We start from the raw sequence: 25,978 nt of genomic DNA on the forward strand, positions 1-25,978 counted from the left end.
GTCTCAATCCCCGTCCAGCGAGTTGAACCCGGCCGCCACGCCAAGCTCCGGCCCAAGTCGCTCTTGCACAAGATCACGGAACTCGCGCACGCGCTGTTGCAAGGCCTCGACCCGGATACGCCCTTGCGGCTCACCCACCCCGGCAAAGACCGGGTCATCCATCCGCGCCGCCCGCTCCAGCGCGATCTCGACCGCTTGGGCCAGATCGGCTTGCAACCCGCTGTCGCGCTGCGCCAACAGATGCGCCAACTGCCCAAGGCTTTCGACCGACAGCGCGACATGGCGCAGCGACCGGCCCGAGCGGCGCGCCTCGGCCCGTTCCGGACGCGGGGTGTCGTAGCTGCCCAAGGGGCGGCCAAGACGCAGATCGGCGGTGAAATCCAACCCTTGGTTCAGCGAGGAAAAGAACAGGCGCAGCGCCTCTTCCGGGCTTTGGAAGCGGTCATTTGCGCCCGCCTCGCGCATCAGCCCGGCAAAGCGCGTCTCCCAATCGTCGCGGATCGCCCCGGCGGTCGCCGCGATATCGTGCGTGATCGCCTGCACCAGCGCGCAACGATAGGCGTCGTCACCCATGGTCGAGATCGCCTCGTCATACAGCAGGAACTCCAACGCGAAGAACCCGCGCGCGGCGATCGAGACGGTGGCGAAGCCGTCCGCCGTTTCGATCACCGGGTCGGCGTCCTCGATCAGGGCGGACAGGCTGCGCGGCGTCACGCCCCGGCTATCGGGCCAGAAGGCCAGTGCGAACAGGCGGTTCTCTTCCTCGGCGGGACCGAAGGTCAGGTGGCTGACGCGTATCCAGGCGTCGAAGGCCTCGCCATAGGCCGTGCGCAAGGCCGCGTCACCCGGCGCGCAATGGGCCTCGGCCACCGTGGCAAGCTCGCCCGTCTCTTCGACCAATGCGGCATAGCCCGGCAGGACGTGCTGGCTCAGCACGTCCTCGACCAGTTCGGGCGCGGTCTGCGCCGACAGTGGCAGGGGCAGGGGCAGGATCAGGGCAAGGGCGAAAAGAAGCTGTCGCATTCACAGGCTCTCCAGAAACTCGATCAGGGCGGCGCGGTCTTGGGGCGGCATGTCGATGACGGCGTCGCGGGCGGCCTCGGCCTCTCCGCCATGCCAGAGCACCGCCTCGAGCAGGGACCGCGCCCGCCCGTCATGCAAAAAATTCGTGTGGCCCGAGACCGTTTCCGTCAGGCCAATTCCCCAAAGCGGCGCGGTGCGCCATTCCCGGCCGTTTGCGCGGCCCTCGGGGCGGTTATCGGCCAGCCCCTCGCCCATGTCATGCAGCAACAGGTCGGAATAGGGCCAGATCAGTTGGAAACTGGCCGGGTTCTGGCCCGCCAGCCGGTGCGTGACGTAAGAGGGCCGATGGCAAGAGGCGCAGCCAATCTGATAGAAGATTTCGCGCCCGCGCAGCACCCCGGGGTCATCCACGTCGCGCCGGGACGGCACGGCCAGGGACCGGGAATAGAAGGTCACGAGGTCGATCCCCACCGCGTCGATCTCGAAGCCCGATTGCGCGGCATCGCCGCCATGAACCGCGCCGATGCAGCTGTCCTGACGCGCGGTGCAATCGCCGTAACCCGCCGGGAACAGCGGGCTGGAAATCCCGATATCATGGGCGAAGGCGTCCGAGACCTGTTCACGGATCGTCGCGATCCCGGCCTTGTGGCCAAAGCGGCCCAGCATCGGCTGGTCGAATTCCGCCGACCAGACGACCTGCGCGCGGCCCGAGATGCCGTCGCCGTCACCGTCCTCGGGGTCGGCCCAGGCCAGGATGTCCTGCGCGGGGATTGCCTCCAACAGGCCAAGGCCGATCATCTGCGGCGCGATGCGCGGGCTGAGCACCGCGTCAGGATGCAGCGGGCCATAGCCAAGGTCGGCGGCGCTGTAGGTCGGGCGGCGCAGCGTGGCGCTCTCCCCGCCCGACAGGGGCAGCTCGATCTCTTCGTAGCTGACCTCCAGCCGGTATTCCGCCGGGTGCCCGACAAGGCTGAACTCCTGCAACTGGCGGCCATAGGTCGGGTCCGGCGCGGTCGGATGCGTGCCCGCGATATAGCGGTCCAACTCGGCAAGCGCCGCTGCGCCGGTCGGAACGGCCACCTCCAGCACCATCGACACGGCGCTGTCACCCGCCCCCTCGGGCGGGTGCCCGCGCCCGTCATTCGGGTGGCAGCGCTGGCACGACCGGGCGTTATATAGCGGTCCCAACCCGTCCGACGCGATGGTCGAGGCCGGAGGCGAGACCCAAAGCCGCCCGAACAGCGCATCGCCCGAGTGGAAATCCAGCCCCTGCCCTTCCGTCAGGTTCGCCGCCGGTTGTGAGAAATCGTCCGGTCCGCCGCGCGCGGCGACCGTCCCTGCCCCGCCTGCATTCGCCTCGAAGGGCCACGCGGCGCTGAAATCCTCGGGCCATGCGGTGACGGCGGCAATGCGCGCGGCCTCGGCGTCGGTCCGTGGGATCACGTCGAGATGCGGATCGCCCAGTGCCAACCATGGCGCCGCCCCGTCGCGGGCGCCCCCCTGATCTGCGGGCAGGTTTGTCGGGAAAAGGCCGGCCGCGCCCAGCACGGCCAGCAGCAAGGCGTTACTCGGCTTCGTCCATGCGCCACGCGTTGAGATGGGCATAATTCTCGGCACCGATCTTGTCATGCAGGTCGATCTGCGTTTCGAGGAAGTCGATATGGCCCTCTTCATCGGCCAGCAATTCCTCGAACAGTTGCTTGGAGACCCAGTCGCCCACCGAGGCGCAATATTCGCGGGCTTCCTTGTAGAGCGCGCGGGCCTCGTGTTCGGCGGCAAGGTCGCATTCCAGCGTTTCCTTCGGCGTCTGCCCGATGCGCAGGGCGTCGAGCTTTTGCAGGTTCGGGTGGCCTTCAAGGAAGATTATCCGCTCCATGATCTTGTCGGCGTGGTTCATCTCTTCGATCGACTCTTCGCGGCTTTTCTTCGCCATGTGGCCGAGGCCCCAATCCTCCTGCAGCTTGTAGTGCAGCCAGTACTGGCTGATCGCCGTCAGCTCGCTGCGGAGGGCGCGGTTCAGATAGTCGATGACCTTGCTGTCGCCTTGCATGGGATCTCTTCCTTTGTAGCGGTGGGTTGGTTCGATCCGGCATTAGAACGGCGCAAACCGCGTAGTTCGGCCGGGACGCTCAGGTTATCGTTTTTGCGCATCGTGTCGAGGAAGAGGGACATGCACCCCCCGCAATCCGGCGACTTGCCAAGCGCGTGATACACCTTCCCCGGCGTGATGATTGTCGCCGGGTCAGAGGCGCGCATCCAGTCGATGGCAGCATGGATCTCGTGGTCGGTGATGTTGGTGCAGTGGCAAACGATCATGGCCGGTGCTCCAAGCAGGTGTGTGGATTGGACGCGCCGTCCACCGGCGCGCCCCGCTTGCCGTTACTGGAAAACGGCGTTCGGGTTATCGAGGCTGTCGGAGCCTTCGACATCGATGCCATCCAGGCCAAGCGCGGTCACGACGCGTTCGATGGTCTGGGTCTGGGCGATCAGGCCGTTGACCCCGCCCATGATCAGCGCCTCGCCGCCCTCGCTGCCGCGGGCCAGCATCTGGTCATAGGCAAAGCCCGCTTCGGCCGCCGTCTTGATCGCACCAAGGGCGCGCACGGCCTCGGCAAGGCGCAGGCGCATCTCTGCGTCGAGGGTTTCATCCTCGGCAGCCACCAGGTCGGCCAGCGACGGGCCGCTGACGACCGTGCCATCCACGCCGACATACTGGCCGAGATAGACGTTCTGGATGCCGACGCCGTTGTAGTAGTGGTCGTTATGGGTGTTGTCGGCGAAGCAGGAATGCTCCTCCTCGGGGTCGTTCAGCATCAGGCCGAGGCGCATCCGCTCACCGGCTGTCTCGCCGTAGGACAGGCTCCCCATCCCGGTCAGCATCGCGACAAGGCCCGCACTCTCATCCGCCATCAGGGCCGCACGCGCCTCGCCCCCTTCGGCCCATTGCGCGGCCATATATTCAAGGTCCGCGACCAGCAGATCGCTCGCGGCGGCAAGGTAATCCGCCCGACGGTCACAGTTGCCGTTGGTGCAATCCTCGCCCTGGGCGTAATCGGTCCAGGGGCGGCTGCCTGCGCCCGGCTCGGTGCCGTTCAGGTCCGATCCCCAAAGCAGGAACTCGATCGCGTGGTACCCGGTCGCGACATTGGCCTCGACGCCATCGGCCTCGTGCAGCGTCTCTTGCAGCAGGGCGGGCGTGATCTCGGTCGCGTCGATCTCTTGCCCCGACAGGGTGAAGGTCGGGTTGGCCACGACGTTCAGGGCGGCCAGCTGGTTCTCGTCGCTCGGGCCGGCATAGGCCTCGGTATAGTCGATCAGGCCCTCGTCCAGCGGCCATGCATTCACGCGGCCTTCCCAGTCATCGACGATTGCGTTGCCGAAGCGAAAAACCTCGGTCTGCTGGTAGGGCACGCGGGCGGCCAGCCATGCCGAACGCGCCGCGGCCAGCGTCGTCTCGGACGGATCGGCGATCAGCGCCTCGATGGCGGCATCCAGCACCTGTGCCGTCGCAAGACTGTCGGCATAGTTCGCCGCGGCGATATCGGCATAGGTGTCCAGCACCTCGGCGGCAGTCTGCGCCTGCAAGGGCAGCGTCAGGGCAAGCGTGCCGGCAAGGGCGGTGGTCAGGGTAAAGGCTCGGGTCATTGCGCGTGATCCTTCGGGTTCCGTCATTCAGTCAATCGCTTGGCGGGCCCGGGCCGGGCTGGCTGGCGCAGTGGGAGCGCCGGCATTGCACGACCGGCACAAGAATCGGGTGAAGGGCGCCGAACGCGACCTTCAGCTCCAATTTCTGACTGATTAACTCGGAATTTTCAATGCCCGATCAAAAAAATCGGGAATTCCTGATGCGCAGGATCGACGCGGCTCAGAAATCGAAAATATCGTCGAGGAAGGACCAGGGCCGATCCTGGTCGCGCGGCTTGTCTCTCGGCGCCTCGGTCGCGTGCCGGGCTTCTGCCGGACCGGGAGCGGAGCGCTCGATGATCTTGTCCAACTCGCCCCGATCCAGCCAGACGCCGCGGCAATGCGGGCAATAGTCGATCTCGACCCCCTGCCGCTCGGACATGAGCATGGGCGTTCCATCCACCGGACATTTCATTCCTGATCCTCCGACATGCCTTCGGTAAGGCCCTCGATCTCGTCGGCGATCTGCACCGCCCAATCTCCGACGATGGGGACAAACTCGATCTGGCTGAGCGCCCAGATGATTGCGGACAGCAAAACCGATGCGCCGATCACCGTGCCAAGACCCGCCGCCATGCCGATGGCGAAGCGGAAGAAGAGCACCTTGGGCACCGACTGGTAGATGCGGAACATCTGGTGTTCCCGCAGCAGCGTCATTTCCTCGCGCAGGGCCCGCACCTCGCCCGCCAGGTCGCCGGGCTCGTCATCACGTCGCTCGCCGTTCCGCGCAGGCGCGGCTGTATCATCCGTCATGAAACCCCGTCACCCCGCGTCAAAGGTATCGACCACCTCGATCATCACCGGCTCGAAACTGCGGCACAGCTCGTTGATGCGGCGGTTGCGCGCCCGCATCTCGTCGCTGCGCAGCATGGCCTGGAAATCCTCGCGCCGGGCCCATTGCGAGTAGTTCACCACCCGCGTCTGCGCGTCGTTGACATGCAGGGCTGCGGCGATGAAGCCCGGTTGCTGCGAAATGAACTGATCATAGGCGGCCTGCAGATCCTCGACGAGGTCGGTGCAGGACCCGGGCGAGGTCTCGAACGTCGTGATGACGGTCTGAAGCTCGGCCCCTTTCTTGATGTTAGGCAATGGCACATCCTCCTGATGCACCAAGCCTAGCAAGCCCGTGCGCCTGCGCCTAGCGGCTTGCGCAAAATCAGTCGCCGGGCTGGCCCCTGCAAGAGCAGAGGGGCCGGGCGAACGCACCGGCCGTGGGATCAGAATTGGGCGTTTACAGCATCCGTCGGCTCGTCGGCCTCGTCTTCCGCGTTCGCCTCACCGGCCCCGTCGAAATCGGCGTCGATTTCATAGTCAGACATCGCGCCGCTGGTGTCCTGGCTGAGATCCTCGACCCCGCCCGAAACCACCGCCATCGTTGCAAGAGCAAGCCCGACCACCGCGGCGGTCACGACGACCCATTCGACGGTCACGGCGCCCGTGTCATCGGTGATAAAGGTGTTGAACTGGTTCAATGCGACTATCCTTTCAAAGCAACGTCATGCCCGCGCGACTCGCAGATGCGGACGCAATCTGATTGACGCCCGAAAATGGCAACTCGGCGTCCGGTTGTGGCTTTGTTTGTGGTAATTGGCAGGCCGCGCGTCGATTTTGTGCGGGCCTATGCCCTGCGCTACCGGCCTATCGGTACAGACAGCATGATGGCCCCGCCAAGGGGGGCCATCGGGTCCTGTGTCCAGGGTGGGATCAGCTCTCGGCGTTCATGGCGTAGATTTCTTCGAACGTCATGTCGCCCTCGGTATCGAGGGTCACGCCATCGGCCTCGGCCTGCGCCATGACGGCAGCCAGAACGTCGGTTTCATATTGCGCGTTGCCGTTCCCTTCGAGTGTCGCGAAATGATACGCTGCCTCGTAATAGTCCTGATGGTTTCCGCCGTAGAGATTGGCAAGGACATCCTCGACATGGTCCGCCGCCTCCTGCTCCGTGTCGAAATGCAGAAGGCCGAACACGCCACCGTCCGTCCAGTCATACATCGAGCCGATATCCATACTGACCAGTTGGGTGTCGATATCTCCCGAAAGGTCTTCGACGCCGCCCGAGACGACGGCCATGGTGGCCAGTCCGAGGCCAACGATCGCGGCCGTCAGCACGACCCAGTCAACGGTGACAGCGCCATTCTCCGACGCCACGAAGGTTTTGAAGTCCATGTCCATAATCCTGTTCTCGCAGAGAATTCCTGCATCAAGTTGACGCAACGGAAATGTCCAAAAGAAGGCAGGCGCCGCGCAGCAATCGGGCCAATTATCGTTGAATTCATGCCAAATAGGCGCGCATCGCCTGGTAGGCCACAGCCGTCGCCGCATTGGCGAGGTTCAGCGACCGGATATGCGGCGAGCGCATCGGCAGGCGAAAGATCCGGTCGGGGTAGGCCCCGACGATCTCGGGTTGCAGGCCCTTCGTCTCGCGCCCGAAAACGAGGTAGGCATCGGGCGGATAGACCGGGTCATAGACCGTGCCCGCCGCGCCATCATCCTCGAACAGGAAGATCTGGTCGCGGCGCGGCGCGCGATCCTGCACGAACGCGCCCCAATCGTCGTACTCGGTCAGCCGCACATGTTTCCAGTAGTCGAGCCCGGCGCGGCGCACGGATTTCTCGGTGAGGTCGAAGCCATAGGGCCGGATCAGGATCAGTTCGAGGTCCAGCGCCACGCAGGTGCGCCCGATCGTGCCGGTATTGCCGGGGATCTCGGGCGTGACGAGGACGATCTTCATCTCGGCGCGGGGCGCGCGCGCATCGGGGTCAGGCATTGGGGCGCGGGTTCGACCCCAGCTTCAGGCCACGCCGGGACGGGCGGATCGCGGGCCTTGTCCGCAGCAGGGCCGCGACCAACCGGTCGCGCTCGGCGTCGGGCAGGCGGGCGGCTGCAACCGCGGCGCCCCACTCCCGCAGGCCTTGCGCCTCTTCGGCGGGGCGGAGGCGGATCGCCCCCTCGATCAGGGTCTGCAGGCTGCCCGAGGGCGTATACCACGCATCCTGGATCTCGCGCACGCGGCCCGGCAGGATCGCCCCGATCCCCCGGATCAGGCCCGATTCCGAAAAGCGCAACAGCAAGCGCCCCATATCCTCGCGGCTGTAGCTGATGAGCGGCGGAAAAGTACCGAGAAACAGCGGCCCGTCATCGTCCAGCGCGAAATCCCGCACCGGGGCATGCAGCCCGATCCGCTCGGGGCGCTGCGCGACCTTGCGCCAGAAGCCCGCCACCATCGCGCTCACCTCGTCCAAGGCCATCCGCGCGGTCGCCGCATCGACGCGGGGCAGAACGTCACTCAGCAGCGCGCCCCCCGAGGCGGTGTCCACCGCGTCCTGCACGATGACCGGACGCAGGAACCCATGTTCGTCAAGCAACAGGAACCGCGTCTCGGGGACACGGACCCCGGCAAGGGTCAGGCAGTCGAGATAGGCCTCGTGCCGCCGCGCCAGCAGTTCCAGCAGTTCCGGGTCACGCCCGCCGCGATAGGCCTTGATGACCTTGTCCGTCAGCGGCCCCTCGGCCGGTCGGAACGGCGCGCAGAAATAGCCCAGCCGGCTGGCCGGTTCCGCCTTTCGCGCCGCCAGCGCGGCGCGCACCTGTCCCACAAGTTCTGTCATCGACTGTTCACTCGGCCCGCGTAACGGTCACTAATGTCGCGTTCAGCGGGCGCGCGCATTTCCCCCATGCCGGACTAGGCACCGCAACACCGTGCCGCCAGGAGAACAGAAGCGCAACGCCGTTAGGGCTTTGTTAACGTTGAGCGCGCCATTCTATCCCCATGCGTTGCCGCGCCGCCACGATTGCCGGGGCCACATGCCTCGCCCTGGCCAGCCCCCTGCCCCTCGCGGCGGGGCCCTGGTCGCGCGAAGACGGCACGGTCTTCCTGTCCTTCTCGCTTTCGGGCGAAGAGACGCAGACGAACCTCATGCTGGGGCAGGTCGAGCCGGATCGCTTCGCCTCGCTCTACGCCGAATACGGGTTGGGGCATGGCCTGACCGCGGGGCTCGACATCGGCTATGGCGAGGTCAGCCAGATGGCCGTGGGCTACCTGCGCTACACCTTCACCGCGCCCGACGCCCGCCTGCAACTCGCCGTGGATGCGGGGCTTGGCGGGCGCTGGCAGGACGGGGCCGACACGATCGGGCTGGCGCGGCTGGGGGCTTCGGTCGGCTATGGCTTCGGGGAATGGTCGGCGGGGGTCGACTGGTTGCCGCTCGGCCATGACGGCGGCTGGATGACGCTTGAGGCGGTAACGCTGACCGATCCCGAAACAGGCGATGTCATCTGGCAGACCGAGGGCACGCTCGGCCTGCACATGGGCGCGCGGGTCCGCGTCGCCTTCGCCCTGAAGGCCGAGGAGTGGCCGGATGCCGAGTTGACCGTCACCGCGCGCCCTTCAGTGATCTATTCCTTCTCGGACCGGACGGCGGTGCAACTGGGCGCGGTCGCGGGGCTGGAAGGGTCCGAGGCCGTCGGCCTGTCGCTGTCGCTCTGGCAGCAATTCTGACGCTTGGGCGGTTTCGCCTTTCGGCCGCCGCACCCCGTTGCTAGCCTCTCGCCATGCCGGAGAAAAAGATCGACCCCGTCCGCCCCACCGATGACGAGGCCCGCGGCATCGCCCGCACCCTGATCGCGCAGGTCCGCTTTGCCGCGCTTGGCGTGATCGACCCCGAGACGGGCGCCCCGTCGGTCACGCGCGTGGCGCTGGTGCCCGGACCGGACGGCGTGCCGATGACGCTGATCTCGACGCTGTCCAGCCATTCCGGCGCGCTGAAGGCCAACCCGGCCTGCTCGCTTCTGATCGGGGAACCGGGCGCAAAGGGCGATCCGCTCACCCACCCGCGCCTGACCCTTCAGGCCAGGGCCGAGGATGCCGACAAAACCGCCCATCGCGACCACTACCTGTCGCTCTACCCCAAGGCGACGCTCTACTACGATTTCGGGGATTTCCACCTCGTGCGCTTCGCGCCGCGCAAGGCGCTGCTGAACGGCGGGTTCGGCAAGGCCTACGTCCTGACGCCGACAGACATTGTGCCGTAGAGGATAAAGGATCGTGGGCAAACGGGCGCACCCGTGCCATGATCACTGCATGACGCAGGCCATCGACCCCGATCTGATCGGCATCTGGATTGTCCAAGGGCAACCCCAGACCTACGAGGTCACGCCGGATGGCGGCTATCACGTGGCCGACCCCGAAGAACCGCTTTCCTTTTCCAATGGCGGTGCCGTGATGACATGGGGCAGCCTGACCTTCACGCGCACGGCGGGCACGGGCGAAACCCCGGTCGGCGGCTGGACCGAGGACGCCTCGGGCGATCAGTGGGCCTTCGCCCAAGACGGCACCTATACCGTCAGCGCCGGCGGCCTTAGCGACACCGGCATCTGGGACCTGCGCGACAATGGCGCGAGCCTCTGGACCCGCGAGAAACGCGCTAAGATCACCAGCGATGGTGCCCATCTGGAATTCCTGACCGTCTACGGCACGACCTCGCGCTACGGCTACACCGTGTCGAACGGGGTGTGGCGGCTGCTCGACCCGGCCAATTGGGACGAACTGGCCCGCTATGTCAGCGCGGCGAAACTGATGGAACTGGCCGGCCAGGCCTGAAGCCTTACCAATGCCGCGTGCCCGGCGCGCCCTTGATCTGCCCCGTCAGGTTGGGCGTGACCCATCCGCCGTAGAAATCGCCCGGCTGCGGGCGGACGCGCATCGCACCGACCCAGGCCTCGTCCACCGACCCGGCGTAGAAACTCAGGTAATCGCGGATCGCCGCGAACCGCGCCGTGGGCGCGGGATAACACCACGCGGCATTGCGCAACCGGCGGCCGTTCACGACGATGTCGAAATAGGCCGCCCGGCCCTTCCACTCGCAACAGGTCTCGCGCGAGGTCGGAACCAGCGCGGACATCAGACAATCGGAGGGCGGAATGTAGTAGGTCGGCGCGTGATGCGTTTCCAGGACGCGGAACCCGGCCTCGGTATCTGCAATGGGAATGCCACCCACGATCACGCGCAAGCGTTCGGCCACCGACTCCAGCGCCGGGGGGCGGGGGTAATCCTGCACGCATTCGACGGGCAAGGCGGTCATGGGGCGGGCTCCGACATTTGGCGACGCGCCTCAGCTAGCCCGCGGGCGGGCAAAGGAAAACCCCCATGCGCGGGCTTGGCGCATGGGGGTGGCACGAGGGGGATCGGCAGGCCTTGGCACGGGCCGCGATCACCCCTCGCGCGCGCCCGGTCCCCCGCCGGAGCGGGGCGGGCGACCTCAGCTGTCGCAGCGGGCGGTCAGGTTGACGGTGCCTTTCAGATCCTGCGACCAGTTCAGGCGGATCGTCTGCCGCCCGACCCCGTGGCGCGTGGTGGCGTAGGGCATCGTGTAGATCGCCACGTTCGCGACCGAGCGCACCGCGCCCTCGGGCAGCACCGACAGCGCCGACATGGCCTGCATCCCGAAGGGCAGCACGTCGGACAGGTCGATCTCCCAGACAGAGGCCGGCGCGGCCTCGGTATGGCGGCGGATCACCGGGTTTTCCGTGCGCTTGACGATGCCGTGGAACGTGTTGCCGGTGAACAGCAGGTCCGTGGCCCGGCCGGTATCGAGCGGCGCGATGCTGTCATCCACCCCCTCGACCGCCTCCAGCGCCGCGCCGCCGGTCTTCTTGAAGAGGTTGTCGCAGACCGACAGCCCGTTGATGTAATGGTCCGCGCCATAGGGCTTGATCACGATGAATTTCATCCAGGGCGCAGCCCCGGTGGCGAAGAAGATGTTCGAGTTCACCGTCAGCCCGTGGAAGGAATACTCGCCCACCATGTCGGGGTTCGGGTCATGCTCGTTGCCCCACTCGATATAGCAATTGTCCACGTAATTGCCGGTGAACGTCATCTTGCTGTTCGTGCCCGTGATCACGATGCCCGGAGAGCGCACGCCATCCGTCTCGTTGTCGCCCTGGAAGAAGTGGTTGCCGGTGACGATGTTGCCCGTCCCGCCCATCACGGCGAAATGCAGGAACTTGACCGCGCGGTTGTCGCGGATCTTCACGTCCGAGGAGTTGGTGTTGAACGCGATCGAGACGCGATCCTGCACGCGGGCGGTCTGCTCGTTCGACAGGAACTGGCAGCGGTCGATCTGCATGCCCTGGCAGCCCTCGTCGCAGGAGGTGATGCCGCGATCCTTGGGACCGGTGAAGAAGCAATCCTGCACCTGGAACACAAGCCCATCACGCGGCAGCATCAGGGCCGAACAGCGCCCGGCGCAGAGGAACTCGATATCCGACACGACGAAGCGTTGCAGGTTCAGGAACCCCGAGAAATCGAGCAGGTACTTGAAGCGGGTGAAGGTGTAGCTCTGCTGCGCCGGCGCGCCCCAGAGCGGGCTGGAGAGATAGACCTTTTCCTGCGCCGCGTTCACGCCCGTCACGTAGACTTCGCGGCCCACGCCCTGCGGGCCCTGCACCAGCGCGCCCACCGGGATGTCGCCGGCATTCGCCACGCCCGTCAGGGTGGTGGCGTCGGTATTCACCCAGTTGGCGCTGCGGCTATGCACCTCGTCATTCCACGCGCTGGAATCCTCGGCCGAAAGCTGCCCGTTCCGGATCACGCGGCGGTTGGCATAGGTGTTCTTGTTGCCCACCACGCCCTGCACGTCGATCGGCGCGTCGAGCAGAACCCTGCGGCCGCACAGGTCGAACGCTTCGAAATCGGACTGGTTGAAGAGTTGTTGCAAGCCTTTCTTCAGGCCCAGAACGTCGTCGCCGAAAGCTTCGGCATAGCCGTTGAGGTCGAAATTCTGGTTCAGCGCCAGCCGTGCGCCATCGGGCATGACCAGCTTGCCTTCGAACCGCACGGGGTTGCGCATGGTCAGGTTGCCGGAGATCAGGAACGCGCCCGCGGGCACCAGGACCTCGCGCCCGGCGGCGGCGGCATCGGCGGCGAAGAACGCGGCGCGGTCATCGGTGACGCCATCGCCCAGCGCGCCGAAATCGCGCACATCGACCCAGTCCATCATCTTGCGATGGAAGACCGAGGTCACGTCCTCGACCTTGAGGCTTTCGATACGGATCTGGCCCGAGTTCGGCCCGGTGAAATCGAGGCCGAAATGCCCGTAATCGGGCGCGTCGCCCCAGGGCATGTCCACCCCGCCCCGCGTGCCCGAGCCGACGATGGCCGAGGCGGTCAGGATCTCGCCATAGGCGGTGAAGGTCTGCTCGGACCCGGTCAGCGGGATACCCGTGACGGCAGCCTCGGCGGCATCTCCGGCCCAGGCGGCCACGCGCATCGTGGGCAGGTTGCCCGACAGCACCTTCACCCGCGCGGTGATGCGCAGGTAGGTGCCGGGCAGGATCGGCGTCTGGCCCATGTAGCGCAGCTGCGTGACGCTGTCGGTTTTCAGGATTTCGAGGCAATCGCCGAAATCGGGATCGGCGGGCACCAGCGCCGCGTTGGGCGCGGTGGCCCATGTGTCGGAGCCGGGCGTGCCGTCGCCCCGCGACCAGACCCCCAGCCCCTCCGAGAAGGCGGGCGGCATCAGCACCAGACCGTCGGTGATTACCTGATTCATGTCAGTCCCCTTTTCCCGCGCGAGGGCCGGACAGGACCACAAGCGCGCCGTTTGGATCGGGCCAAAAGGGGAACCGAGGCGCCCCGAAACTGGCCACCTCGATTGTTGAGCGATGTCTGAAGAAACGCCGGTTTTCGCCGGGCTGGAAACGGTTCTAAGGCGAAGAGGTTAAGATTGGGTTAAGGGCGGGAAGATTTTTTCGGCGCAGTGCAAGCGGAGGACGCGGAGCGACGCAGTGGGTCGGCCAAGACCTGCATCGGCAAGGCGCATCATGCTGATCCGGGACGAAAACGCCCGCTGTCGTCGATTTGCACGGAAACTCACATGGCCCGGGCAATCGCAGGGACACATCCCACCGCATTCCCTGCGCGCAACACGGGCGTGCTCCGTTTTCCTGCAGGAAAACGGCCCGGAAAACTCGAGTTTTCCGGTGGCGTGAGGTGGCGATGCTATGGGCGTCGCGGATCTCGACGCCAGTGAGGCGCAAGTCCCCTGCGATGTGAGTCAAATCGTGCCCGGGGCGACCCCGCTCACCGGTCACCGGTCACAGGGTCATCGACATTTCATGCCAAGCCATGCCGCCGTGTTCGGAGGCTGACGGTCTGTCGTAGCGGTAGCCGAACCTCTCGTAGAGCGGAACGTGATGGTCTCGGCATATGAGGTGAATGGTGGCCTTGCCCCTCTGCCGCATCCGGGCGACGAACTCTGCCATCAAGGCGCGCGACAGGCCCTTGCCCTGTTCGGCGGGATCAAGGACGACGGACATGATGACGACATTCGGGGCGTCGGAGTCGTGGCCCACAAGCTCCTTGAAGGCGTCGTCGGCCATCTCGACCCGATGCGCGCATCCGCTGTTGATGAACCCGGCGATCTGCCCGTCGATCTCGAGGATCAGGAAGCCCTCGGGGTAGTCCCGGATGCGTTTGGAAATCCTCTCATGGCTGGCCGCCGCGTCGCCGTCATAGGCGGTCGATTCGATCTCGAAGCACCGATCGGCGTCGGCGGGGCGGGCATGTCGGAACCTTCGCATGGCCGGATGCTACCGCGATGGATGCCGGATCGCCAGCGGCGGGGCGTGGACGGGTGCTTGGGCCTGTTTGACCGGTGCGGGGCAATTGGCCGGCCGCGCGGCGACCGGGGGACAGAAAAACCCGGGTTTTTTTGACGTTTTCCTGCAGGAAAACGGGTCGGAAAACTCGAGTTTTCCGGCCCGCTCAGGCGGCGACGCTGGGGGCTTCGAGGATCTGGACGCCGTTGATGCGCCAGCCCTCCTCGGTCTGGATCATCTGGTAGCCGAGGTAATGGGCGCGGCCCGACTGGTCGATCACCTCGACCCGCTGGACGAGGATGCTGCCCAGCGATTGCAGGTCGATGAAGCGCACCTCGCCGGGGGTCCAGACCATCGGGTAGCCCTGTTCGACCATCCGGGCGAAATTCTCGGGCGTGCCGAACAGGCGCTGGATCGTGGGGCTGGCGAAGTCCCACGCGGTGGCGACATCCTCGGCGCGGAAGGCGTCGAACTGGCCGCCGATCACGCCTTCGATCTCGGGGTTGGGGTCGAGCACCTGTTGCGCCTGCGCGGTGAGCGCGGCGAGGCTGAGGGCAAGGGCGGCAAGGATGGCACGCAGCATGTCGAGGTCTCCTGTCGGTTGTCCTGTCAGGAGAGACGTAGCGCGCCGGCGAAAGGTTTCACGCGATCAGGGATCGAGGAAGCGGAAGGCGCGTTTCAACTCGGCCACGGCGTTTTCGCGATACCAGCGGCCATGGGCCAGCAGGATGCGCTGTGGCGCCCACGCGATCATGCGACGGATGGCGCTGCGCAGCTTGGGCTTGTCGAAGACCATGCGCATGTCGCGCGGCATGGCGCCGTCGGGGTCCTGGTTGCCCGCAACCTTGGTGAAGAGGCGCATGTGCCAGGGCAGTTTAGACGGTTCGAAATTCTCGATCAGGTCGGTAAGGATCAGGCTCCGGGAATTCTTGTGAAAGAACACCGCCTCGCGATGGATATGCGAGCCGGGGACGATCATCTGGTCAAGATCGCCGGACCATGCGGGCGGGGCGTCATTGCTCAGCAGGTGATCGGCGCGCAGGCGGACGTTGCGATCCCTGGCACGCTCGCGCACGCCGGGGGCGACCCAGGTTTCGGCGGCGGGCAGCGCATCGGCCCAATCCTGGAAATGGGCGTAGTGAATCCAGTTGGGTGCGATCAGGTGGCGGATGGGACCGAGCGCCTGAAGCTCTGCCAGAAGGTCACCGTTGAAGGCGATGGGCGAATGCAGCCAGAGATCGCCGGAGGACAGCCGCACAACGGTCATCCGCGTGGGGAAGTCCATCCGGTAGAAGTCGATCTCGGGGCCGTCGACGATCCAGATCTCCGCGTCGACGGGCTTGAGCGTGAAGAGCGGCGGATATGTGCCCTCCGCCGCCATGGCTCAGGCGGCCAGTTTGCCCGCCAGACCGTCGGCGATCAGCGCCTTGGTCTCGTCGATGCCGTAAAGCGCGATGAAACCGCCGAAGCGCGGCCCCTGCGACGCGCCCAGAAGCACCTCGTAAAGCGCCGAGAACCAGCTGCGCAGCGGGTCGAAGCCGTGGGTCTTGCCGATGGCGAAGACGATGGATTGCAGGAACTCGTCGTCATGCCAATCGACGGCCGGAAGTTCCACGTCCTTGCCTTCCTGCGCGTTCTTGCGGGCGATGACGTCCAGCGCCTTGTCCGCATCGCCGAGGCAGGCCGAAAGCTCCTCCATCGCGGCCCGTTCCTGCTCGGTGGGCAGGCGGAAGGAGCGCGTCGGTTTGACGAAATCGTTGTAGTAGCGAATGGCAAAGCCCGCGGCCTGGTCGAGGTCGGGGTTATGCTCGGGCGAGGCATCGGGCGCGTAGCGGCGGATGAAGCCCCAGAGCTTGTCCTTTTCCTCGGCCCCGGAGACGGAGACGAGGTTCAGAAGCATCGCGAAGGGCACGACCATCGTCGACTCGGGCACGTTGTGACCGTGGATATGGTAGACGGGGTTGGCCAGACGCTGCGCGGTGTCCTGCTTGGCATAGGCGCGCAGCTGCTGATGGTATTCGTCCACCGCCTTGGGGATCACGTCGAAATAGAGCCGCTTGGCCGTTTTCGGCTTGAGGAACATGAAATAACTCAGGCTCTCGGTCGAAGCGTAGGTCAGCCATTCATCGATGGAGATGCCGTTGCCGGAGGATTTGGAGATCTTCTGCCCGGTCTCGTCGAGGAACAGTTCGTAGGTGAAATGCTCGGGCGCGGGATGGCCGAGGATTTCGCAGATCGAGTCGTAGATCGGCGTGTTGGTGGAATGGTCCTTGCCATACATCTCGAAATCGACGCCGAGCGCGGCCCAGCGGGCGCCGAAATCGGGCTTCCACTGGAGTTTCACGTTGCCGCCGGTGACCGGCAGGGTCCATTCGCGCCCGTCCTCGTCATCGAAGGTGATGGTGTGGTCGGTCGCGTTCACCTCTTTCATCGGGACGTAGAGGACACGGCCCGTTTCGGGGTGGATCGGCAGGAAGATCGAGTAGGTCTGGCGGCGTTCCTCGCGCAGCGATTTCAGCATCACCTTCATGATGTCGTCATAGCGTTCGGCGGCGCGTTTCAGCACCTCGTCGAACTGGCCGGTGCGGTAGAACTCGGTCGCGGAATAGAACTCGTACTCGAAGCCAAAGGTATCGAGGAAGCGGCGCAGCATGGCGTTGTTGTGATCGCCGAAACTGTCGAACTCGCCAAACGGGTCGGGCACGCTGGTCAGCGGCTTTTGCAGGTGTTCGCGCAGCATGTCCTGGTTGGGGACGTTGCCGGGCACCTTGCGCATCCCGTCGAGGTCGTCCGAGAAACAGATCAGCCGCGTCGGAATGTCCGAGATCACCTCGAAGGCGCGGCGGATCATCGTGGTGCGCAGAACCTCGCCGAAAGTGCCGATATGCGGCAGACCCGAGGGGCCATAACCGGTCTCGAACAGCACGTAGCCCTTTTCAGGCGGCTGTTTTTCATAGCGTTTCAGCACTGCGCGCGCCTCTTCGAAGGGCCAGGCCTTGGAGGTCATCGCGGCGTCACGCAGATCGGTCATCGTCTTTCATCCCAATGATCAGGTCGGGGGCGTCCATGCCCCTGCGGCCCCGCACCTATTGCGAGGTCAAGGCAGCGTCAATAAATACCGCGAAAGCCGAATTCAAGGAGAGACCGATGACCGACCGCACCCCCCTGTCGCCCGAGGACGCGCTGGTCGCGATCATGGTGGCCGTCTCGGTTTCCGACGAGGCGATCCAGACCTCGGAACTGGTCAAGATCCAGGGCATCGTGAACAACCTGCCGGTGTTCGGGCAATACGACCTCGACCGGATGCGCGAAATGGCGAGTTTCGTCTTCGAACTGTTCGAAGAGGAGGACGGGCTGGACGCGCTGTTCGGGATGGTGTCGGACGTGCTGCCCGACAAGCTGCACGAGACGGCCTATGCGCTGGCCTGTGACGTCGCCGCCGCCGACGGGAGGCTGGACCAGATCGAGCTGCGCTTCCTCGAAGAGATGCGCCACGCGATGAATATCGACCGGCTGGCCGCCGCCGCCATCGAGCGCGGATCGCGGGCACGTCACACGACCCTGTAAGCGGCGCGGGCGGAACGCCCGGACGCTAGTGCTTGGGCGGGGTCCACTCGGCCTCGGGCACGTCGCGGCGGGCAAGGCGCAGGGCAAGGCCCACGGCGACGCCGACGCCGATGGCGACGGTCAGATCGGCGAGCACGGTCAGAAGGAAGGTCATCGCCAGCAGGATCTGATCCGAGCGCCGATCCTTGAGGTATCCGCGCCAGCGATGCGGTTCGCTCATGTTCCACGCGGTCAGCAGCAGAAGCGCCGCCAGCGCGGGCATGGCGAGGTAGCCGGCAAGGGGCGCGGCGAGCAGCATCACCAGCAGGATCGTCAGCGCATGGACCAGCCCGGCGACGGGCGTCTTGCCGCCCGCGCGCACGTTGGTGGCGGTGCGGGCGATGGCGCCGGTGGCGGGCAGGCCGCCGAACAGCGCCGAGCCGAGATTGGCCGCGCCCTGGGCCAGAAGCTCGGCATTGGGGCGGTGCTGTCCGCCGATCATCCGGTCGGCCACCATGGCGGAGAGCAGCGACTCGATCCCCGCGAGGAAGGCGATGATCACCGCCGAGGGCAGAAGCTCGGCCAACCGCGCGGGCGACAGATCGGGCAGGCCCGGCATCGGCAGGCTGCGCGGCAGATCGCCGAAGCGCGCGGCGATGGTCTCGACCGGGAGGCCCGCCAGCGCCACGATGGCCGAGGTCGCACCAACGGCGAGGATCAGGCCCGGAAAGCGCGGAAAGGCCCGGCGCAGGATCACGATGGCGGCCATGGTGACCAGCCCGATGGCGAGCGTGGCGGGGCTGAGCGTATCGCGCACGGCCCAGAGCGCGGGCAGTTTTTCGAGAAAGGCGGCGGGCACCTCGGCCAGCGACAGGCCGAACAGGTCCTTGATCTGGCTGGAGGCGATGATGACGGCGATGCCGATGGTGAAGCCGTTGATCACCGCCTCGGGCACCAGCCGGATCAGCCGCCCGGCGCGAAGCGCCCCGGCCAGAAGCAGGATCGCCCCGGCCATGAAGGTCGCCAGCACCAGCCCGTCATAGCCGTGCTCGGCGATGACATCGGCCACGACGACGATGAAAGCCCCGGTCGGACCGCCGATCTGCACCCGGCTGCCGCCCAGAAGCGAGATCAGGAAGCCCGCGACGATGGCGGTGACCAGCCCCTGCGCGGGCCCCGCGCCCGAAGCGATGGCGATGGCCATGCTGAGCGGCAGGGCGACCATGGCGACGGTCACCCCTGCGCCGAGATCGGCCAGGAAGGTCGGGCGGTCGTAGCTTTTGAGGGTCGTGAGGATCTTGGGCGTCATGGCCGGTGTCCGCTGGTCAGGGCGAACCTACGCCTGCGCCTTGGCCTGTGCAAGATGCTGCGCCGCGGCGATTGACGTGCATCAAGGCGTGACCGAGAGTGGCGGTACAACCTGAGAGTGTCCCGCCCCTGCCCCGGATCGCCGCCATGCCCCAGACGACCAAGCCAAACGCGGTGAAGGTGCCGCCGAAATCCGCGGACCTGCCCGCCGTCATTCCCGCAAAGCCCAAGCGCGCCAAACCCGACGCGCCGCAAAGCTACGAAGCGCTGGATCGCGCCACCCGCGCGGCCCTGGCGCGGATGACCGGGGGCGTGTCGCCCTATGCGCTCTTGGAAAGCTGGACCGACTGGGCGGTGCACCTGAGCCGCGCGCCGGGGCGGCAACTGGCGCTGGCCGAACACGCCCGCGACAATGCGGTCAAGCTGGGCGCCTATGCCCTGCGCACCCTGACCGAGGACGGGCATCCGCCCGCCCCGTTCAAGCCCAAGGCCTATGACCACCGCTTCATGCATCCCTCGTGGGAGAAACTGCCCTACGCGCTGTGGCAGCAAAGTTTTCTCGCCACGCAGGATTGGTGGGACATGGCGACGGGCCATATCCGCGGCCTGCGCCCCGACAATGCCGACCGCGCGCAATTCATCGCGCGCCAGACGCTGGACCTGTTCGCGCCCTCGAATTTCCCGTGGCTGAACCCGCAGATCATGGAAGAGACGCTGAAACAGAACGGGCGCAACATCGTCGAAGGGTCCGAGCATTACTTCGAGGACCTGATGCACACGCTGACGCAGGAACATCCCGACCAGCCCGAGGGCTACCGCGTGGGCGAGGACCTGGCCGCGACGCCGGGCAAGGTGGTGATGCGCAACGAGATCTGCGAACTGATCCAGTACGCGCCCGAGACCGAGACGGTGAAATCCGAGCCGGTGCTGATCGTGCCCGCGTGGATCATGAAATACTACATCCTCGACCTGTCGGCCCATAACTCGATGGTGCGCTACCTCGTCGAGCAGGGCTTTACCGTCTTCATGATCTCGTGGCGCAACCCGACGGCCGATATGGCGGAGCTTTCCCTCGACGACTACCGGCGGATGGGCGTGATGGCGGCACTGGACGCGGTCAGCGCGATCGTTCCCGACACCAAGGTCCATGCCAATGGCTATTGCCTTGGCGGCACGCTGTTGGCGATCGCGGCGGCGACCATGGCGCGGGATGGCGACGACCGGCTGGCCTCGATCACGCTGATGGCGGCGCAGACGGATTTCGCGGAAGCAGGCGAGTTGCTGCTTTTCACCGACGAGTCGCAGGTGGCCTTTATCGAAGACCTGATGTGGGACCAGGGCTATCTCGACCGGCCGCAGATGACGCGCACCTTCGCCACGATGCGGGCCGAGGACCTGATCTATTCCCGCGCGGTGGCGCGCTATTTCCTCGGGCGGCCCGACATGCCGTCGGATCTGGGCGTGTGGAACAACGACACCACGCGGATGCCGTCGCGGATGCATTCGGAATACCTGCGCGGCCTGTTCCTGGAAAACCGGCTGACGGCGGGGCGCTATGCCGTCGAGGGGCGGGTGATCGCGCTGAAGGACATCAAGGCGCCGATGTTCGTCGTCGGCACCGAGACCGACCACATCGCGCCGTGGCGGTCCGTCTACAAGGCCAAGCTTTTCACCGATGGCGATTTCCGCTTCTGCCTTGTGAAGGGCGGGCATAATGGCGGGATCGTCAGCGAACCGGGCCACCCGCGCAAGCATTACCGGCTGGGCCATCGCGAACCCGGCGCGCTTTACATGGACCCCGACACCTGGCTGGAGCAACACGAGCCAACCCCCGGAAGCTGGTGGATCGCCTGGGCCGCGTGGCTGGCCGAGCACTCCGGCGGAGAGGGTCCGCCGCCCGCCTTGGGCGCCGAGGGCTACGCGCCGCTGGCCGACGCGCCGGGCGACTACGTGTTCGAGACCTGACGCCATTCCGCGCTTGACCGGCAGGTGCCGGGGGGCCTACCGATTGAGGCGATGGTTCCCCGTGCACCGCACGGGGTGAAAAGGGAACGCGGTGCGGGCAAAGCCCCAAATCCGCGACTGCCCCCGCAACTGTAGGCGGAATGCGACCCCGAATATGCCACTGGGCCAAACGGCCCGGGAAGGTCGGGCAAGCCATGATCCGCGAGTCAGGAGACCTGCCATCGTCGATTCACCCAAGGCCCGGGCGGGGTGCCCCGGAGAAGGAGTTTTGCGATGATCTGGTCCGACGAGACCCATTCCTACCAGGCGACCATGTGCCCGCGCATCGGCGGCCCCTGCCCCGAGGCGGCCTGCCTCGTCAAGAGGCTGGCGCAGAGCCTGGCCACGGTCCGCCCCTTCACCAAGCCGGATTTCGAAGTGGCCGGGTTCAGCCGTCTGGATGGTTGCCCGCAATCCTGCGGCGCGCAGTTCGTCGCGAACCACCGGCGCGTGCGCCTGTTCTGCGGCGTCGAGATGGACACCGAACTCGCGCCCCTCGACGCGATGGCGGATGCGATTTTCGGCAATGGCGATGACGGCGTGGGCCTGAGCACGGCAAGCCTGCCTGCACGCCCCCTCGCCCTGGTCGAGGCGCGGTCGATCGCCTGAAGGCCCGATGGCTCAGGCGTGGATCACGCCCCAGCGCTCGATCAGGGCCTGTTGCAGGCGTTTGGCGCGGCCATTGTAGCTGCGCCCGCCGGGCGGGCGTTCCATCTGCGCCTCGGTCAGGGCCGCGCGCCGGTCGAGATCGGCGCAGAAGATCGCAAAGGCGAGGTCGCGCCCCGTGGGCAGGCGGACATAGCCCGCCAGCGTCGAGACGAAGTTGAGCGTACCGGTCTTGGCGACCACCGAAAGCGGGTGATCGGCCACGGGGTTGCCCGAGGCATCCCGCATCGGGATGTCCTTCATCAGGTTGCGCAGAAGCCCGTTCGGCCCGGCGCTGACCAAGGCGCGGGTCATGTCCTGCGGGCGGATGCGGCTGTCAACGCCAAGGCCCGAGTGATCGACGAAATGCGGGGTGCGGGCGCCAAGACGCTCTTCCATCCAGGCGGCCATCTCGGCCCCGCTTTCGGCCAGCGTGGCGGGGCGCACCCCGCCCGCCTGCGTCGCCAGGAGGCCCACGACCTCGGCGGTGAGGTTGGTGGACCACAGCATCATGCCACGCAGGATATCCTCCAGCGGCTCGGAGACATGTTCGACCAGCACGGCGGCATCCGTGGGCGCGCCTTCGGAAAAGGCCGGCCCGTCGAGCACGATGCCGTAGCTGCGCGCGATGGTCTGGAACACCTCGGCCATGTAGGCGGCGGGACGGCGGGTGGGCAGCCAGCGCGCGCCGCCATTGCCAAGCGCGCCGCGCGCCACGGTCCATTCATCGCGGGCTTCGGTATCCTCGTAGGTGTAGACGGGATAATCGCGATCCTCGATCACCATGCGCGAGGTCTGCACGCCGGGGGAATAGCTGGCCGAACGGGCCTGCATGGTGACGGTGTAATCGCCGTTCTCGCGCGTCCATTCGAAATGCACGCGGTTGAAATTGAGGTTCATCGACGAGATCGACGGGTTGTAGCCCGCATGGGGAAGCTGGCCCGGGTCGATCTGGTAGATCGTGGGCAGCGCATCGGTGGCAAGGCGCAACTGGCCCGTCACCTCGCGCACGCCGAAATCGGCCAGCGACCGCGCCATGCCCGCCAGCGCGTCGGTGTCGAAGAGCGGATCGCCCGAGCCGATCAACCACAGGTCGCCATCGAGGCGGCCATCGGCCAGCACCCCGTCCGAGACCAGCCGCGTGCGGAACCGGTAGCCGGGGCCGAGCCGGTCGAGCGCGTAGGCCGTCGTCACGGCCTTGGCAACGGAGGCGGGCGGAAGACCGTAGAGCGGGTGGCCGACCTCGAGCATCTCGCCGGTCGTCGCGTCGGCCACGGCAAAGCCGACGCGCCCGCCCAGGTCGGCGCGGGCGATGATGTCGGCGGCATCGGGGATGGTGCGCGCAAGGAAACCATCGGGCCGGACCAGCGGTCGCAGCGACCGCTCGGGTGCGCTGGCCCATGCGGGGCCGGCAAGGCTTCCGCCGACGGAGGCTGCTGCTCCGCTTAAAAACGCGCGTCTCGAAACCATTTGGTCAAAAAATCCGTAATGTCGCGAAAGGTTAACCAGAGCGGCGCGGTCGTCTCAAGCCCCTGCCCGGAGACCGGGATGCGACCCCACGCAAAGGTGATCGCCGGCAGAAAGGCGGGTTTCCGACGCCGCGTCAACAGGATAGAGGCAAGCGCCATGAGGTCCGACACGCTGCGCGCGCTGCCCCTGATGCTATTGGCCATGGCGCTGATCCCGGCAGGGGACACGGCGGGCAAGCTTTTGACCGGGGGCGAGGGCGTGGCGCCGCTTTGGGTGGCGTTCAGTCGATTCGCGCTGGGTGCGGTGATCCTGGCGCCCTTCGTGCTGCACATCACGCCGCCGCGCATCTTCCTCGACTGGCGCATCTGGCTGCGCGCGCTGTTCATCGCGGGCGGCATCGTGTCGATCCTGACGGCGCTGAAGACCGAGCCGATCGCCAATGTCTTCGGCGCGTTCTTCGTCGGGCCCATCCTGTCATGGCTCCTGTCCGTGTGGCTCCTGCGCGAAGGCTTTTCCTGGCCGCGGCTGGGGCTGGTCTGCCTGGGGTTCCTCGGGGTCATCCTGGTGGTGAAACCGGGCTTCGGCATGACGCCGGGGCTGGGTTTTGCGGTGCTGGCGGGAATTTTCTATGGCGCGTTCCTGACCGCCTCGCGTTGGCTGGCGGGGGTGGCGCGGCCCCGCGCGCTGCTGATGAGCCAGCTGGTGATCGGGGCGCTGGTGCTGGCGCCGCTTGGCCTGCCGCAAACGCCTGAGATCACGGCGCGGGTGGGCTGGCTGACGCTGGCCTCGGCGCTGGGGTCGATGCTGGGCAACCTGTGCCTGATCCTTGCGTTGCGCATGGCGCCGGCCTCGCGGCTTGCGCCCTTCGTCTACACGCAGTTGATCGCCGCAACCTCGCTGGGGTGGCTGGTCTTCGGGGTCTGGCCCGACGCGCTGGCCTTTGCCGGGTTGGTGATCCTGCTGGTCTCGGGGCTGGCCTCGCTGGGATTGCGCGAGCGCGCGGACTGAGGGCCTACCAGTCGCCGCGCGCGCGGATCTCGGTCGAAGAGATATCGACCATCGGCAGGTTCAGGAAACACCAGGCTGGAGTCTTTGCCCGGCCCAGAAGAGGCGCCGCGCTGGCGGGCAGGCGTGCCCAATCGTAGACCTGCGCGGCCTTGGCGGTGCGCGCCGAGATGCGCTGACCAGGGCGGGCGAGGACGCCCACGGGCGTGGTCTCCATGATCCAGCGCCAGTGTTGCCAGCGGTCGAACTGCGCAAGGTTGTCGGCCCCCATCAGCCAGACGAAGCGCACGCCGGGATAAAGCGCGCCGAGGCGTTCCAGCGTCTCGGCGGTGTAGCGGGTGCCCAGATGCGCCTCGATCCCCGTCACCTCGATGCGCGGGTGCCGCACGAGCGCGCGCGCGGCGGCAAGGCGACGATCCAGCGGCGCGGGGCCGGAGACTTTCAGCGGGTTGCCGGGGCTGACCAGCCACCAGACGCGGTCGAGGCCGAAACGCTTGAGCGCCTCGCGGCTGACATGGGCATGGCCCGCGTGGGGCGGATCGAACGACCCCCCGAACAACCCGATCACCTGGCCGGGCGCGGCATATGGCATGACATGTCGCAACATCGCCCGCCCCTTACTGGGTTTGCTCGGCTTGGGGAAGGTTATGCACACGTTGACTTGCCCGGGCGGGCCGTCATGATCCGCGTATCTTTCCGGTCTTTTCCTTGGAGATTTCCATGATCCGCCGTTCCCTTTCCGCCCTTGCCCTGTCGCTGTGCCTTGCCCTTCCGGTGCAGGCCGACCCGCGCGCCGATGCCGAGGCCATCGTTGGCCTGACCATGACCGAAGACCTGTTCGGCGCGGTGATGACGGCGCAAGGCCCGATCATCGCCTCGGCCATTCAGAACGATCTGCGGGCGCAGGGAATCAACCTGGCCGATCCGCAGCGCTTCACCGCGATCCTGACCGAGGTGATGCTGTCGGAGTTCACCCGACGCATGCAGGAAGAGACCGTGCCGGTCTACCTGAACGCCTTCACGGCCGAGGAACTGGCGGGGATCCTCGCCTTTTACCGGTCGGCACCGGGACAGGCGCTGCTGGCTCAGACCCCGATGCTGACCCAGCAGGGGGCAAATATCGGCAGCCGGGTGGGGATGGAACTGGGCCCGATGCTGGGCCCGCGCATGGCGGCCCGGCTGGAGGCCGAGGGCATCCAGTTGACGACCGACCCGGCGATGAACCAGCGCCTGATCGACGCTTTGCGCTGAGGGGCGGCGCCGGGGCCACGCGTGGCGCGGCCCCGGGCCTTTTCTGAACGGATGTGCCTTACGGGCCGGGACGGGCGCGCTTGTCGCCCGGGCCAGCCCGGTCAGGCGGGGTGTCCGCGCCCGTCACATCCATCACGAGTTGCACGGTATCGCCGACAGGCACGTCAAGGAGCCTGCCGTAATCCACCTCCCGCGCGCCGCGCAGGGCGACGTCATCGGCTGAGGCGGTGGCGAGCCGGTGCACGTCGAAGAGATGGGTCGCGACACCGCGCATCACGCGCGGCACGAAGATGGCGCCGCCGATAATCACCAAGCGGCGGCCGGGATCGAAAGCCATGGCTTGGCCTCCTTTCATCGGATCGGGCACACCCCCGTCGGCCCGGTCGCGCAGCACGCCGGGGGGCGGGGGTGGCCCGTCAAATCTCAGCCCCTCGGGTCAGAAGAA

General features: G+C 66.5%; 30 protein-coding genes and 1 riboswitch. Of the genes, 8 read left to right on the plus strand and 22 right to left on the minus strand.

Annotated features, from left to right (window positions below; all coding sequences use genetic code 11):
• Window positions 1-3 precede the first annotated feature (3 nt).
• The 12 genes from ABD923_RS13275 to ABD923_RS13330 all read right to left on the minus strand — a co-directional run bounded on the left by ABD923_RS13275 (window position 4) and on the right by ABD923_RS13330 (window position 8,315).
• Window positions 4-1,023, minus strand: a complete 1,020-nt coding sequence (locus ABD923_RS13275) for an imelysin family protein (protein ID WP_259549803.1) — start codon at window positions 1,021-1,023, stop codon at window positions 4-6.
• Window positions 1,024-2,628, minus strand: a complete 1,605-nt coding sequence (locus ABD923_RS13280) for a di-heme oxidoreductase family protein (protein ID WP_259549801.1) — start codon at window positions 2,626-2,628, stop codon at window positions 1,024-1,026.
• Window positions 2,588-3,073, minus strand: a complete 486-nt coding sequence (gene bfr, locus ABD923_RS13285; protein ID WP_259549800.1) for a bacterioferritin — start codon at window positions 3,071-3,073, stop codon at window positions 2,588-2,590. The genes ABD923_RS13280 and bfr overlap by 41 nt, the downstream gene beginning before the upstream one ends.
• Window positions 3,040-3,339 carry a (2Fe-2S)-binding protein gene (locus tag ABD923_RS13290; RefSeq protein ID WP_222191654.1) on the minus strand — a complete coding sequence of 100 codons (300 nt, stop codon included), beginning with the start codon at window positions 3,337-3,339 and terminating at the stop codon, window positions 3,040-3,042. The genes bfr and ABD923_RS13290 overlap by 34 nt, the downstream gene beginning before the upstream one ends.
• A 63-nt stretch (window positions 3,340-3,402) precedes the next feature.
• Window positions 3,403-4,668: an imelysin family protein gene (locus ABD923_RS13295; RefSeq protein ID WP_259549797.1), complete on the minus strand. Its 1,266-nt coding sequence runs from the start codon at window positions 4,666-4,668 to the stop codon at window positions 3,403-3,405.
• Window positions 4,669-4,888: 220 nt separating this feature from the next.
• Complete coding sequence (locus ABD923_RS13300; RefSeq protein ID WP_259549796.1) at window positions 4,889-5,122, minus strand: TFIIB-type zinc ribbon-containing protein; 234 nt, start codon at window positions 5,120-5,122, stop codon at window positions 4,889-4,891.
• On the minus strand, window positions 5,119-5,460 hold the full coding sequence (locus ABD923_RS13305) for a DUF5665 domain-containing protein (RefSeq protein WP_222191651.1): 342 nt from the start codon (window positions 5,458-5,460) through the stop codon (window positions 5,119-5,121). Before ABD923_RS13305 ends, ABD923_RS13300 begins: the two co-directional genes overlap by 4 nt.
• Before the next feature lie 9 nt (window positions 5,461-5,469).
• Window positions 5,470-5,796: an antibiotic biosynthesis monooxygenase family protein gene (locus ABD923_RS13310; RefSeq protein WP_259549795.1), complete on the minus strand. Its 327-nt coding sequence runs from the start codon at window positions 5,794-5,796 to the stop codon at window positions 5,470-5,472.
• Window positions 5,797-5,924: 128 nt separating this feature from the next.
• Entirely contained in the window at window positions 5,925-6,179 is a 255-nt protein-coding gene (locus tag ABD923_RS13315; RefSeq protein ID WP_259549794.1) for a pilus assembly protein, read from the minus strand.
• 232 nt (window positions 6,180-6,411) lie between these two features.
• Window positions 6,412-6,873, minus strand: coding sequence for a hypothetical protein (locus ABD923_RS19155; protein WP_405048304.1), 462 nt, complete (start codon window positions 6,871-6,873; stop codon window positions 6,412-6,414).
• 106 nt (window positions 6,874-6,979) lie between these two features.
• Window positions 6,980-7,474, minus strand: a complete 495-nt coding sequence (locus ABD923_RS13325; RefSeq protein WP_259549793.1) for a tRNA (cytidine(34)-2'-O)-methyltransferase — start codon at window positions 7,472-7,474, stop codon at window positions 6,980-6,982.
• On the minus strand, window positions 7,467-8,315 hold the full coding sequence (locus ABD923_RS13330; protein WP_259549792.1) for a DUF6206 family protein: 849 nt from the start codon (window positions 8,313-8,315) through the stop codon (window positions 7,467-7,469). Before ABD923_RS13330 ends, ABD923_RS13325 begins: the two co-directional genes overlap by 8 nt.
• 161 nt (window positions 8,316-8,476) lie before the next feature.
• Between ABD923_RS13330 and ABD923_RS13335 the strand changes: the two genes are divergently transcribed.
• Genes ABD923_RS13335 through ABD923_RS13345 form a run of 3 tightly spaced genes read left to right on the plus strand, consistent with a single transcriptional unit; the run spans window position 8,477 to window position 10,306 of the window.
• Window positions 8,477-9,205, plus strand: a complete 729-nt coding sequence (locus ABD923_RS13335; protein WP_259549791.1) for a hypothetical protein — start codon at window positions 8,477-8,479, stop codon at window positions 9,203-9,205.
• Between the two features lie 53 nt (window positions 9,206-9,258).
• On the plus strand, window positions 9,259-9,738 hold the full coding sequence (locus tag ABD923_RS13340; protein ID WP_259549790.1) for a HugZ family pyridoxamine 5'-phosphate oxidase: 480 nt from the start codon (window positions 9,259-9,261) through the stop codon (window positions 9,736-9,738).
• A 49-nt stretch (window positions 9,739-9,787) separates the two neighbouring features.
• Window positions 9,788-10,306 carry a hypothetical protein gene (locus tag ABD923_RS13345; protein WP_259549788.1) on the plus strand — a complete coding sequence of 173 codons (519 nt, stop codon included), beginning with the start codon at window positions 9,788-9,790 and terminating at the stop codon, window positions 10,304-10,306.
• 4 nt (window positions 10,307-10,310) lie between these two features.
• Here ABD923_RS13345 and ABD923_RS13350 read toward each other — a convergent pair whose 3' ends face one another.
• The 6 genes from ABD923_RS13350 to ABD923_RS13375 form a co-directional block, all read right to left on the minus strand.
• Window positions 10,311-10,787 (minus strand): DUF427 domain-containing protein, encoded by a 477-nt coding sequence (locus tag ABD923_RS13350; RefSeq protein ID WP_259549787.1) that lies wholly within the window; start codon window positions 10,785-10,787, stop codon window positions 10,311-10,313.
• A 177-nt stretch (window positions 10,788-10,964) separates the two neighbouring features.
• The gene (locus ABD923_RS13355) at window positions 10,965-13,256 is read right to left on the minus strand and encodes a right-handed parallel beta-helix repeat-containing protein (RefSeq protein WP_259549786.1); all 2,292 of its coding nucleotides are present in this window, start codon (window positions 13,254-13,256) and stop codon (window positions 10,965-10,967) included.
• A gap of 544 nt (window positions 13,257-13,800) precedes the next feature.
• Complete coding sequence (locus ABD923_RS13360; protein WP_259549785.1) at window positions 13,801-14,286, minus strand: GNAT family N-acetyltransferase; 486 nt, start codon at window positions 14,284-14,286, stop codon at window positions 13,801-13,803.
• Window positions 14,287-14,470: 184 nt separating this feature from the next.
• Complete coding sequence (locus ABD923_RS13365) at window positions 14,471-14,887, minus strand: DUF4864 domain-containing protein (RefSeq protein WP_259549784.1); 417 nt, start codon at window positions 14,885-14,887, stop codon at window positions 14,471-14,473.
• Window positions 14,888-14,953: 66 nt separating this feature from the next.
• Window positions 14,954-15,685 (minus strand): DUF4336 domain-containing protein, encoded by a 732-nt coding sequence (locus tag ABD923_RS13370; RefSeq protein WP_259549783.1) that lies wholly within the window; start codon window positions 15,683-15,685, stop codon window positions 14,954-14,956.
• Window positions 15,686-15,688: 3 nt separating this feature from the next.
• Window positions 15,689-17,335 (minus strand): lysine--tRNA ligase, encoded by a 1,647-nt coding sequence (locus tag ABD923_RS13375; RefSeq protein ID WP_259549782.1) that lies wholly within the window; start codon window positions 17,333-17,335, stop codon window positions 15,689-15,691.
• 116 nt (window positions 17,336-17,451) lie between these two features.
• Between ABD923_RS13375 and ABD923_RS13380 the strand changes: the two genes are divergently transcribed.
• A complete protein-coding gene (locus ABD923_RS13380) occupies window positions 17,452-17,871 on the plus strand; it encodes a tellurite resistance TerB family protein (RefSeq protein WP_222191636.1) in 420 nt (139 codons plus the stop codon).
• A 25-nt stretch (window positions 17,872-17,896) separates the two neighbouring features.
• On the opposite strand, the gene ABD923_RS13385 is transcribed toward ABD923_RS13380, so the two are convergent.
• The gene (locus tag ABD923_RS13385; RefSeq protein WP_259549781.1) at window positions 17,897-19,159 is read right to left on the minus strand and encodes a SulP family inorganic anion transporter; all 1,263 of its coding nucleotides are present in this window, start codon (window positions 19,157-19,159) and stop codon (window positions 17,897-17,899) included.
• 146 nt (window positions 19,160-19,305) lie between these two features.
• Between ABD923_RS13385 and ABD923_RS13390 the strand changes: the two genes are divergently transcribed.
• Together ABD923_RS13390 and ABD923_RS13395 are read left to right on the plus strand one after the other, a co-directional pair.
• Window positions 19,306-21,123 carry a PHA/PHB synthase family protein gene (locus tag ABD923_RS13390; protein ID WP_259549779.1) on the plus strand — a complete coding sequence of 606 codons (1,818 nt, stop codon included), beginning with the start codon at window positions 19,306-19,308 and terminating at the stop codon, window positions 21,121-21,123.
• A gap of 35 nt (window positions 21,124-21,158) precedes the next feature.
• Window positions 21,159-21,360, plus strand: a riboswitch (cobalamin riboswitch).
• A gap of 36 nt (window positions 21,361-21,396) precedes the next feature.
• On the plus strand, window positions 21,397-21,771 hold the full coding sequence (locus ABD923_RS13395; protein WP_259549778.1) for a hypothetical protein: 375 nt from the start codon (window positions 21,397-21,399) through the stop codon (window positions 21,769-21,771).
• Between the two features lie 12 nt (window positions 21,772-21,783).
• On the opposite strand, the gene dacB is transcribed toward ABD923_RS13395, so the two are convergent.
• A complete protein-coding gene (gene dacB / locus ABD923_RS13400) occupies window positions 21,784-23,277 on the minus strand; it encodes a D-alanyl-D-alanine carboxypeptidase/D-alanyl-D-alanine endopeptidase (RefSeq protein WP_259549777.1) in 1,494 nt (497 codons plus the stop codon).
• Window positions 23,278-23,433: 156 nt separating this feature from the next.
• Between dacB and ABD923_RS13405 the strand changes: the two genes are divergently transcribed.
• The gene (locus tag ABD923_RS13405; protein WP_259549776.1) at window positions 23,434-24,285 is read left to right on the plus strand and encodes a DMT family transporter; all 852 of its coding nucleotides are present in this window, start codon (window positions 23,434-23,436) and stop codon (window positions 24,283-24,285) included.
• 4 nt (window positions 24,286-24,289) lie between these two features.
• On the opposite strand, the gene ABD923_RS13410 is transcribed toward ABD923_RS13405, so the two are convergent.
• The gene (locus ABD923_RS13410) at window positions 24,290-24,889 is read right to left on the minus strand and encodes a nicotinate-nucleotide adenylyltransferase (protein WP_405048303.1); all 600 of its coding nucleotides are present in this window, start codon (window positions 24,887-24,889) and stop codon (window positions 24,290-24,292) included.
• Window positions 24,890-25,002: 113 nt separating this feature from the next.
• Here ABD923_RS13410 and ABD923_RS13415 point away from each other — a divergent pair, with 113 nt between their 5' ends.
• Window positions 25,003-25,533, plus strand: coding sequence for a DUF2059 domain-containing protein (locus ABD923_RS13415; RefSeq protein ID WP_259549775.1), 531 nt, complete (start codon window positions 25,003-25,005; stop codon window positions 25,531-25,533).
• Window positions 25,534-25,591: 58 nt separating this feature from the next.
• Here ABD923_RS13415 and ABD923_RS13420 read toward each other — a convergent pair whose 3' ends face one another.
• Entirely contained in the window at window positions 25,592-25,870 is a 279-nt protein-coding gene (locus tag ABD923_RS13420; protein ID WP_259549774.1) for a hypothetical protein, read from the minus strand.
• Between the last annotated feature and the right edge of the window lie 108 nt (window positions 25,871-25,978).

This window comes from [Roseibacterium] beibuensis (genome assembly GCF_039542305.1).
GTDB classification, from domain to species: domain Bacteria; phylum Pseudomonadota; class Alphaproteobacteria; order Rhodobacterales; family Rhodobacteraceae; genus Roseibacterium; species Roseibacterium beibuensis.

Bases quoted from the DNA above. Each gene is read 5' to 3' on its own strand.
- ABD923_RS13360 (WP_259549785.1), bottom strand. From the start codon at position 14,286: ATGCGAAGGTTCCGACATGCCCGCCCCGCCGACGCCGATCGGTGCTTC.
- ABD923_RS13340 (WP_259549790.1), top strand. From the start codon at position 9,259: ATGCCGGAGAAAAAGATCGACCCCGTCCGCCCCACCGATGACGAGGCC.
- ABD923_RS13405 (WP_259549776.1), top strand. From the start codon at position 23,434: ATGAGGTCCGACACGCTGCGCGCGCTGCCCCTGATGCTATTGGCCATG.
- ABD923_RS13380 (WP_222191636.1), top strand. From the start codon at position 17,452: ATGACCGACCGCACCCCCCTGTCGCCCGAGGACGCGCTGGTCGCGATC.
- dacB (WP_259549777.1), bottom strand. From the start codon at position 23,277: ATGGTTTCGAGACGCGCGTTTTTAAGCGGAGCAGCAGCCTCCGTCGGC.
- ABD923_RS13420 (WP_259549774.1), bottom strand. From the start codon at position 25,870: ATGGCTTTCGATCCCGGCCGCCGCTTGGTGATTATCGGCGGCGCCATC.
- ABD923_RS13330 (WP_259549792.1), bottom strand. From the start codon at position 8,315: ATGACAGAACTTGTGGGACAGGTGCGCGCCGCGCTGGCGGCGCGAAAG.
- ABD923_RS13370 (WP_259549783.1), bottom strand. From the start codon at position 15,685: ATGGCGGCGGAGGGCACATATCCGCCGCTCTTCACGCTCAAGCCCGTC.
- ABD923_RS13385 (WP_259549781.1), bottom strand. From the start codon at position 19,159: ATGACGCCCAAGATCCTCACGACCCTCAAAAGCTACGACCGCCCGACC.
- ABD923_RS13390 (WP_259549779.1), top strand. From the start codon at position 19,306: ATGCCCCAGACGACCAAGCCAAACGCGGTGAAGGTGCCGCCGAAATCC.
- ABD923_RS13300 (WP_259549796.1), bottom strand. From the start codon at position 5,122: ATGAAATGTCCGGTGGATGGAACGCCCATGCTCATGTCCGAGCGGCAG.
- ABD923_RS13335 (WP_259549791.1), top strand. From the start codon at position 8,477: ATGCGTTGCCGCGCCGCCACGATTGCCGGGGCCACATGCCTCGCCCTG.
- ABD923_RS13305 (WP_222191651.1), bottom strand. From the start codon at position 5,460: ATGACGGATGATACAGCCGCGCCTGCGCGGAACGGCGAGCGACGTGAT.
- ABD923_RS13275 (WP_259549803.1), bottom strand. From the start codon at position 1,023: ATGCGACAGCTTCTTTTCGCCCTTGCCCTGATCCTGCCCCTGCCCCTG.
- ABD923_RS13280 (WP_259549801.1), bottom strand. From the start codon at position 2,628: ATGCCCATCTCAACGCGTGGCGCATGGACGAAGCCGAGTAACGCCTTG.
- ABD923_RS13345 (WP_259549788.1), top strand. From the start codon at position 9,788: ATGACGCAGGCCATCGACCCCGATCTGATCGGCATCTGGATTGTCCAA.
- ABD923_RS13325 (WP_259549793.1), bottom strand. From the start codon at position 7,474: ATGCCTGACCCCGATGCGCGCGCGCCCCGCGCCGAGATGAAGATCGTC.
- ABD923_RS13290 (WP_222191654.1), bottom strand. From the start codon at position 3,339: ATGATCGTTTGCCACTGCACCAACATCACCGACCACGAGATCCATGCT.
- ABD923_RS13415 (WP_259549775.1), top strand. From the start codon at position 25,003: ATGATCCGCCGTTCCCTTTCCGCCCTTGCCCTGTCGCTGTGCCTTGCC.
- ABD923_RS13350 (WP_259549787.1), bottom strand. From the start codon at position 10,787: ATGACCGCCTTGCCCGTCGAATGCGTGCAGGATTACCCCCGCCCCCCG.
- ABD923_RS13375 (WP_259549782.1), bottom strand. From the start codon at position 17,335: ATGACCGATCTGCGTGACGCCGCGATGACCTCCAAGGCCTGGCCCTTC.
- ABD923_RS13355 (WP_259549786.1), bottom strand. From the start codon at position 13,256: ATGAATCAGGTAATCACCGACGGTCTGGTGCTGATGCCGCCCGCCTTC.
- ABD923_RS19155 (WP_405048304.1), bottom strand. From the start codon at position 6,873: ATGGACTTCAAAACCTTCGTGGCGTCGGAGAATGGCGCTGTCACCGTT.
- bfr (WP_259549800.1), bottom strand. From the start codon at position 3,073: ATGCAAGGCGACAGCAAGGTCATCGACTATCTGAACCGCGCCCTCCGC.
- ABD923_RS13365 (WP_259549784.1), bottom strand. From the start codon at position 14,887: ATGCTGCGTGCCATCCTTGCCGCCCTTGCCCTCAGCCTCGCCGCGCTC.
- ABD923_RS13395 (WP_259549778.1), top strand. From the start codon at position 21,397: ATGATCTGGTCCGACGAGACCCATTCCTACCAGGCGACCATGTGCCCG.
- ABD923_RS13295 (WP_259549797.1), bottom strand. From the start codon at position 4,668: ATGACCCGAGCCTTTACCCTGACCACCGCCCTTGCCGGCACGCTTGCC.
- ABD923_RS13410 (WP_405048303.1), bottom strand. From the start codon at position 24,889: ATGTTGCGACATGTCATGCCATATGCCGCGCCCGGCCAGGTGATCGGG.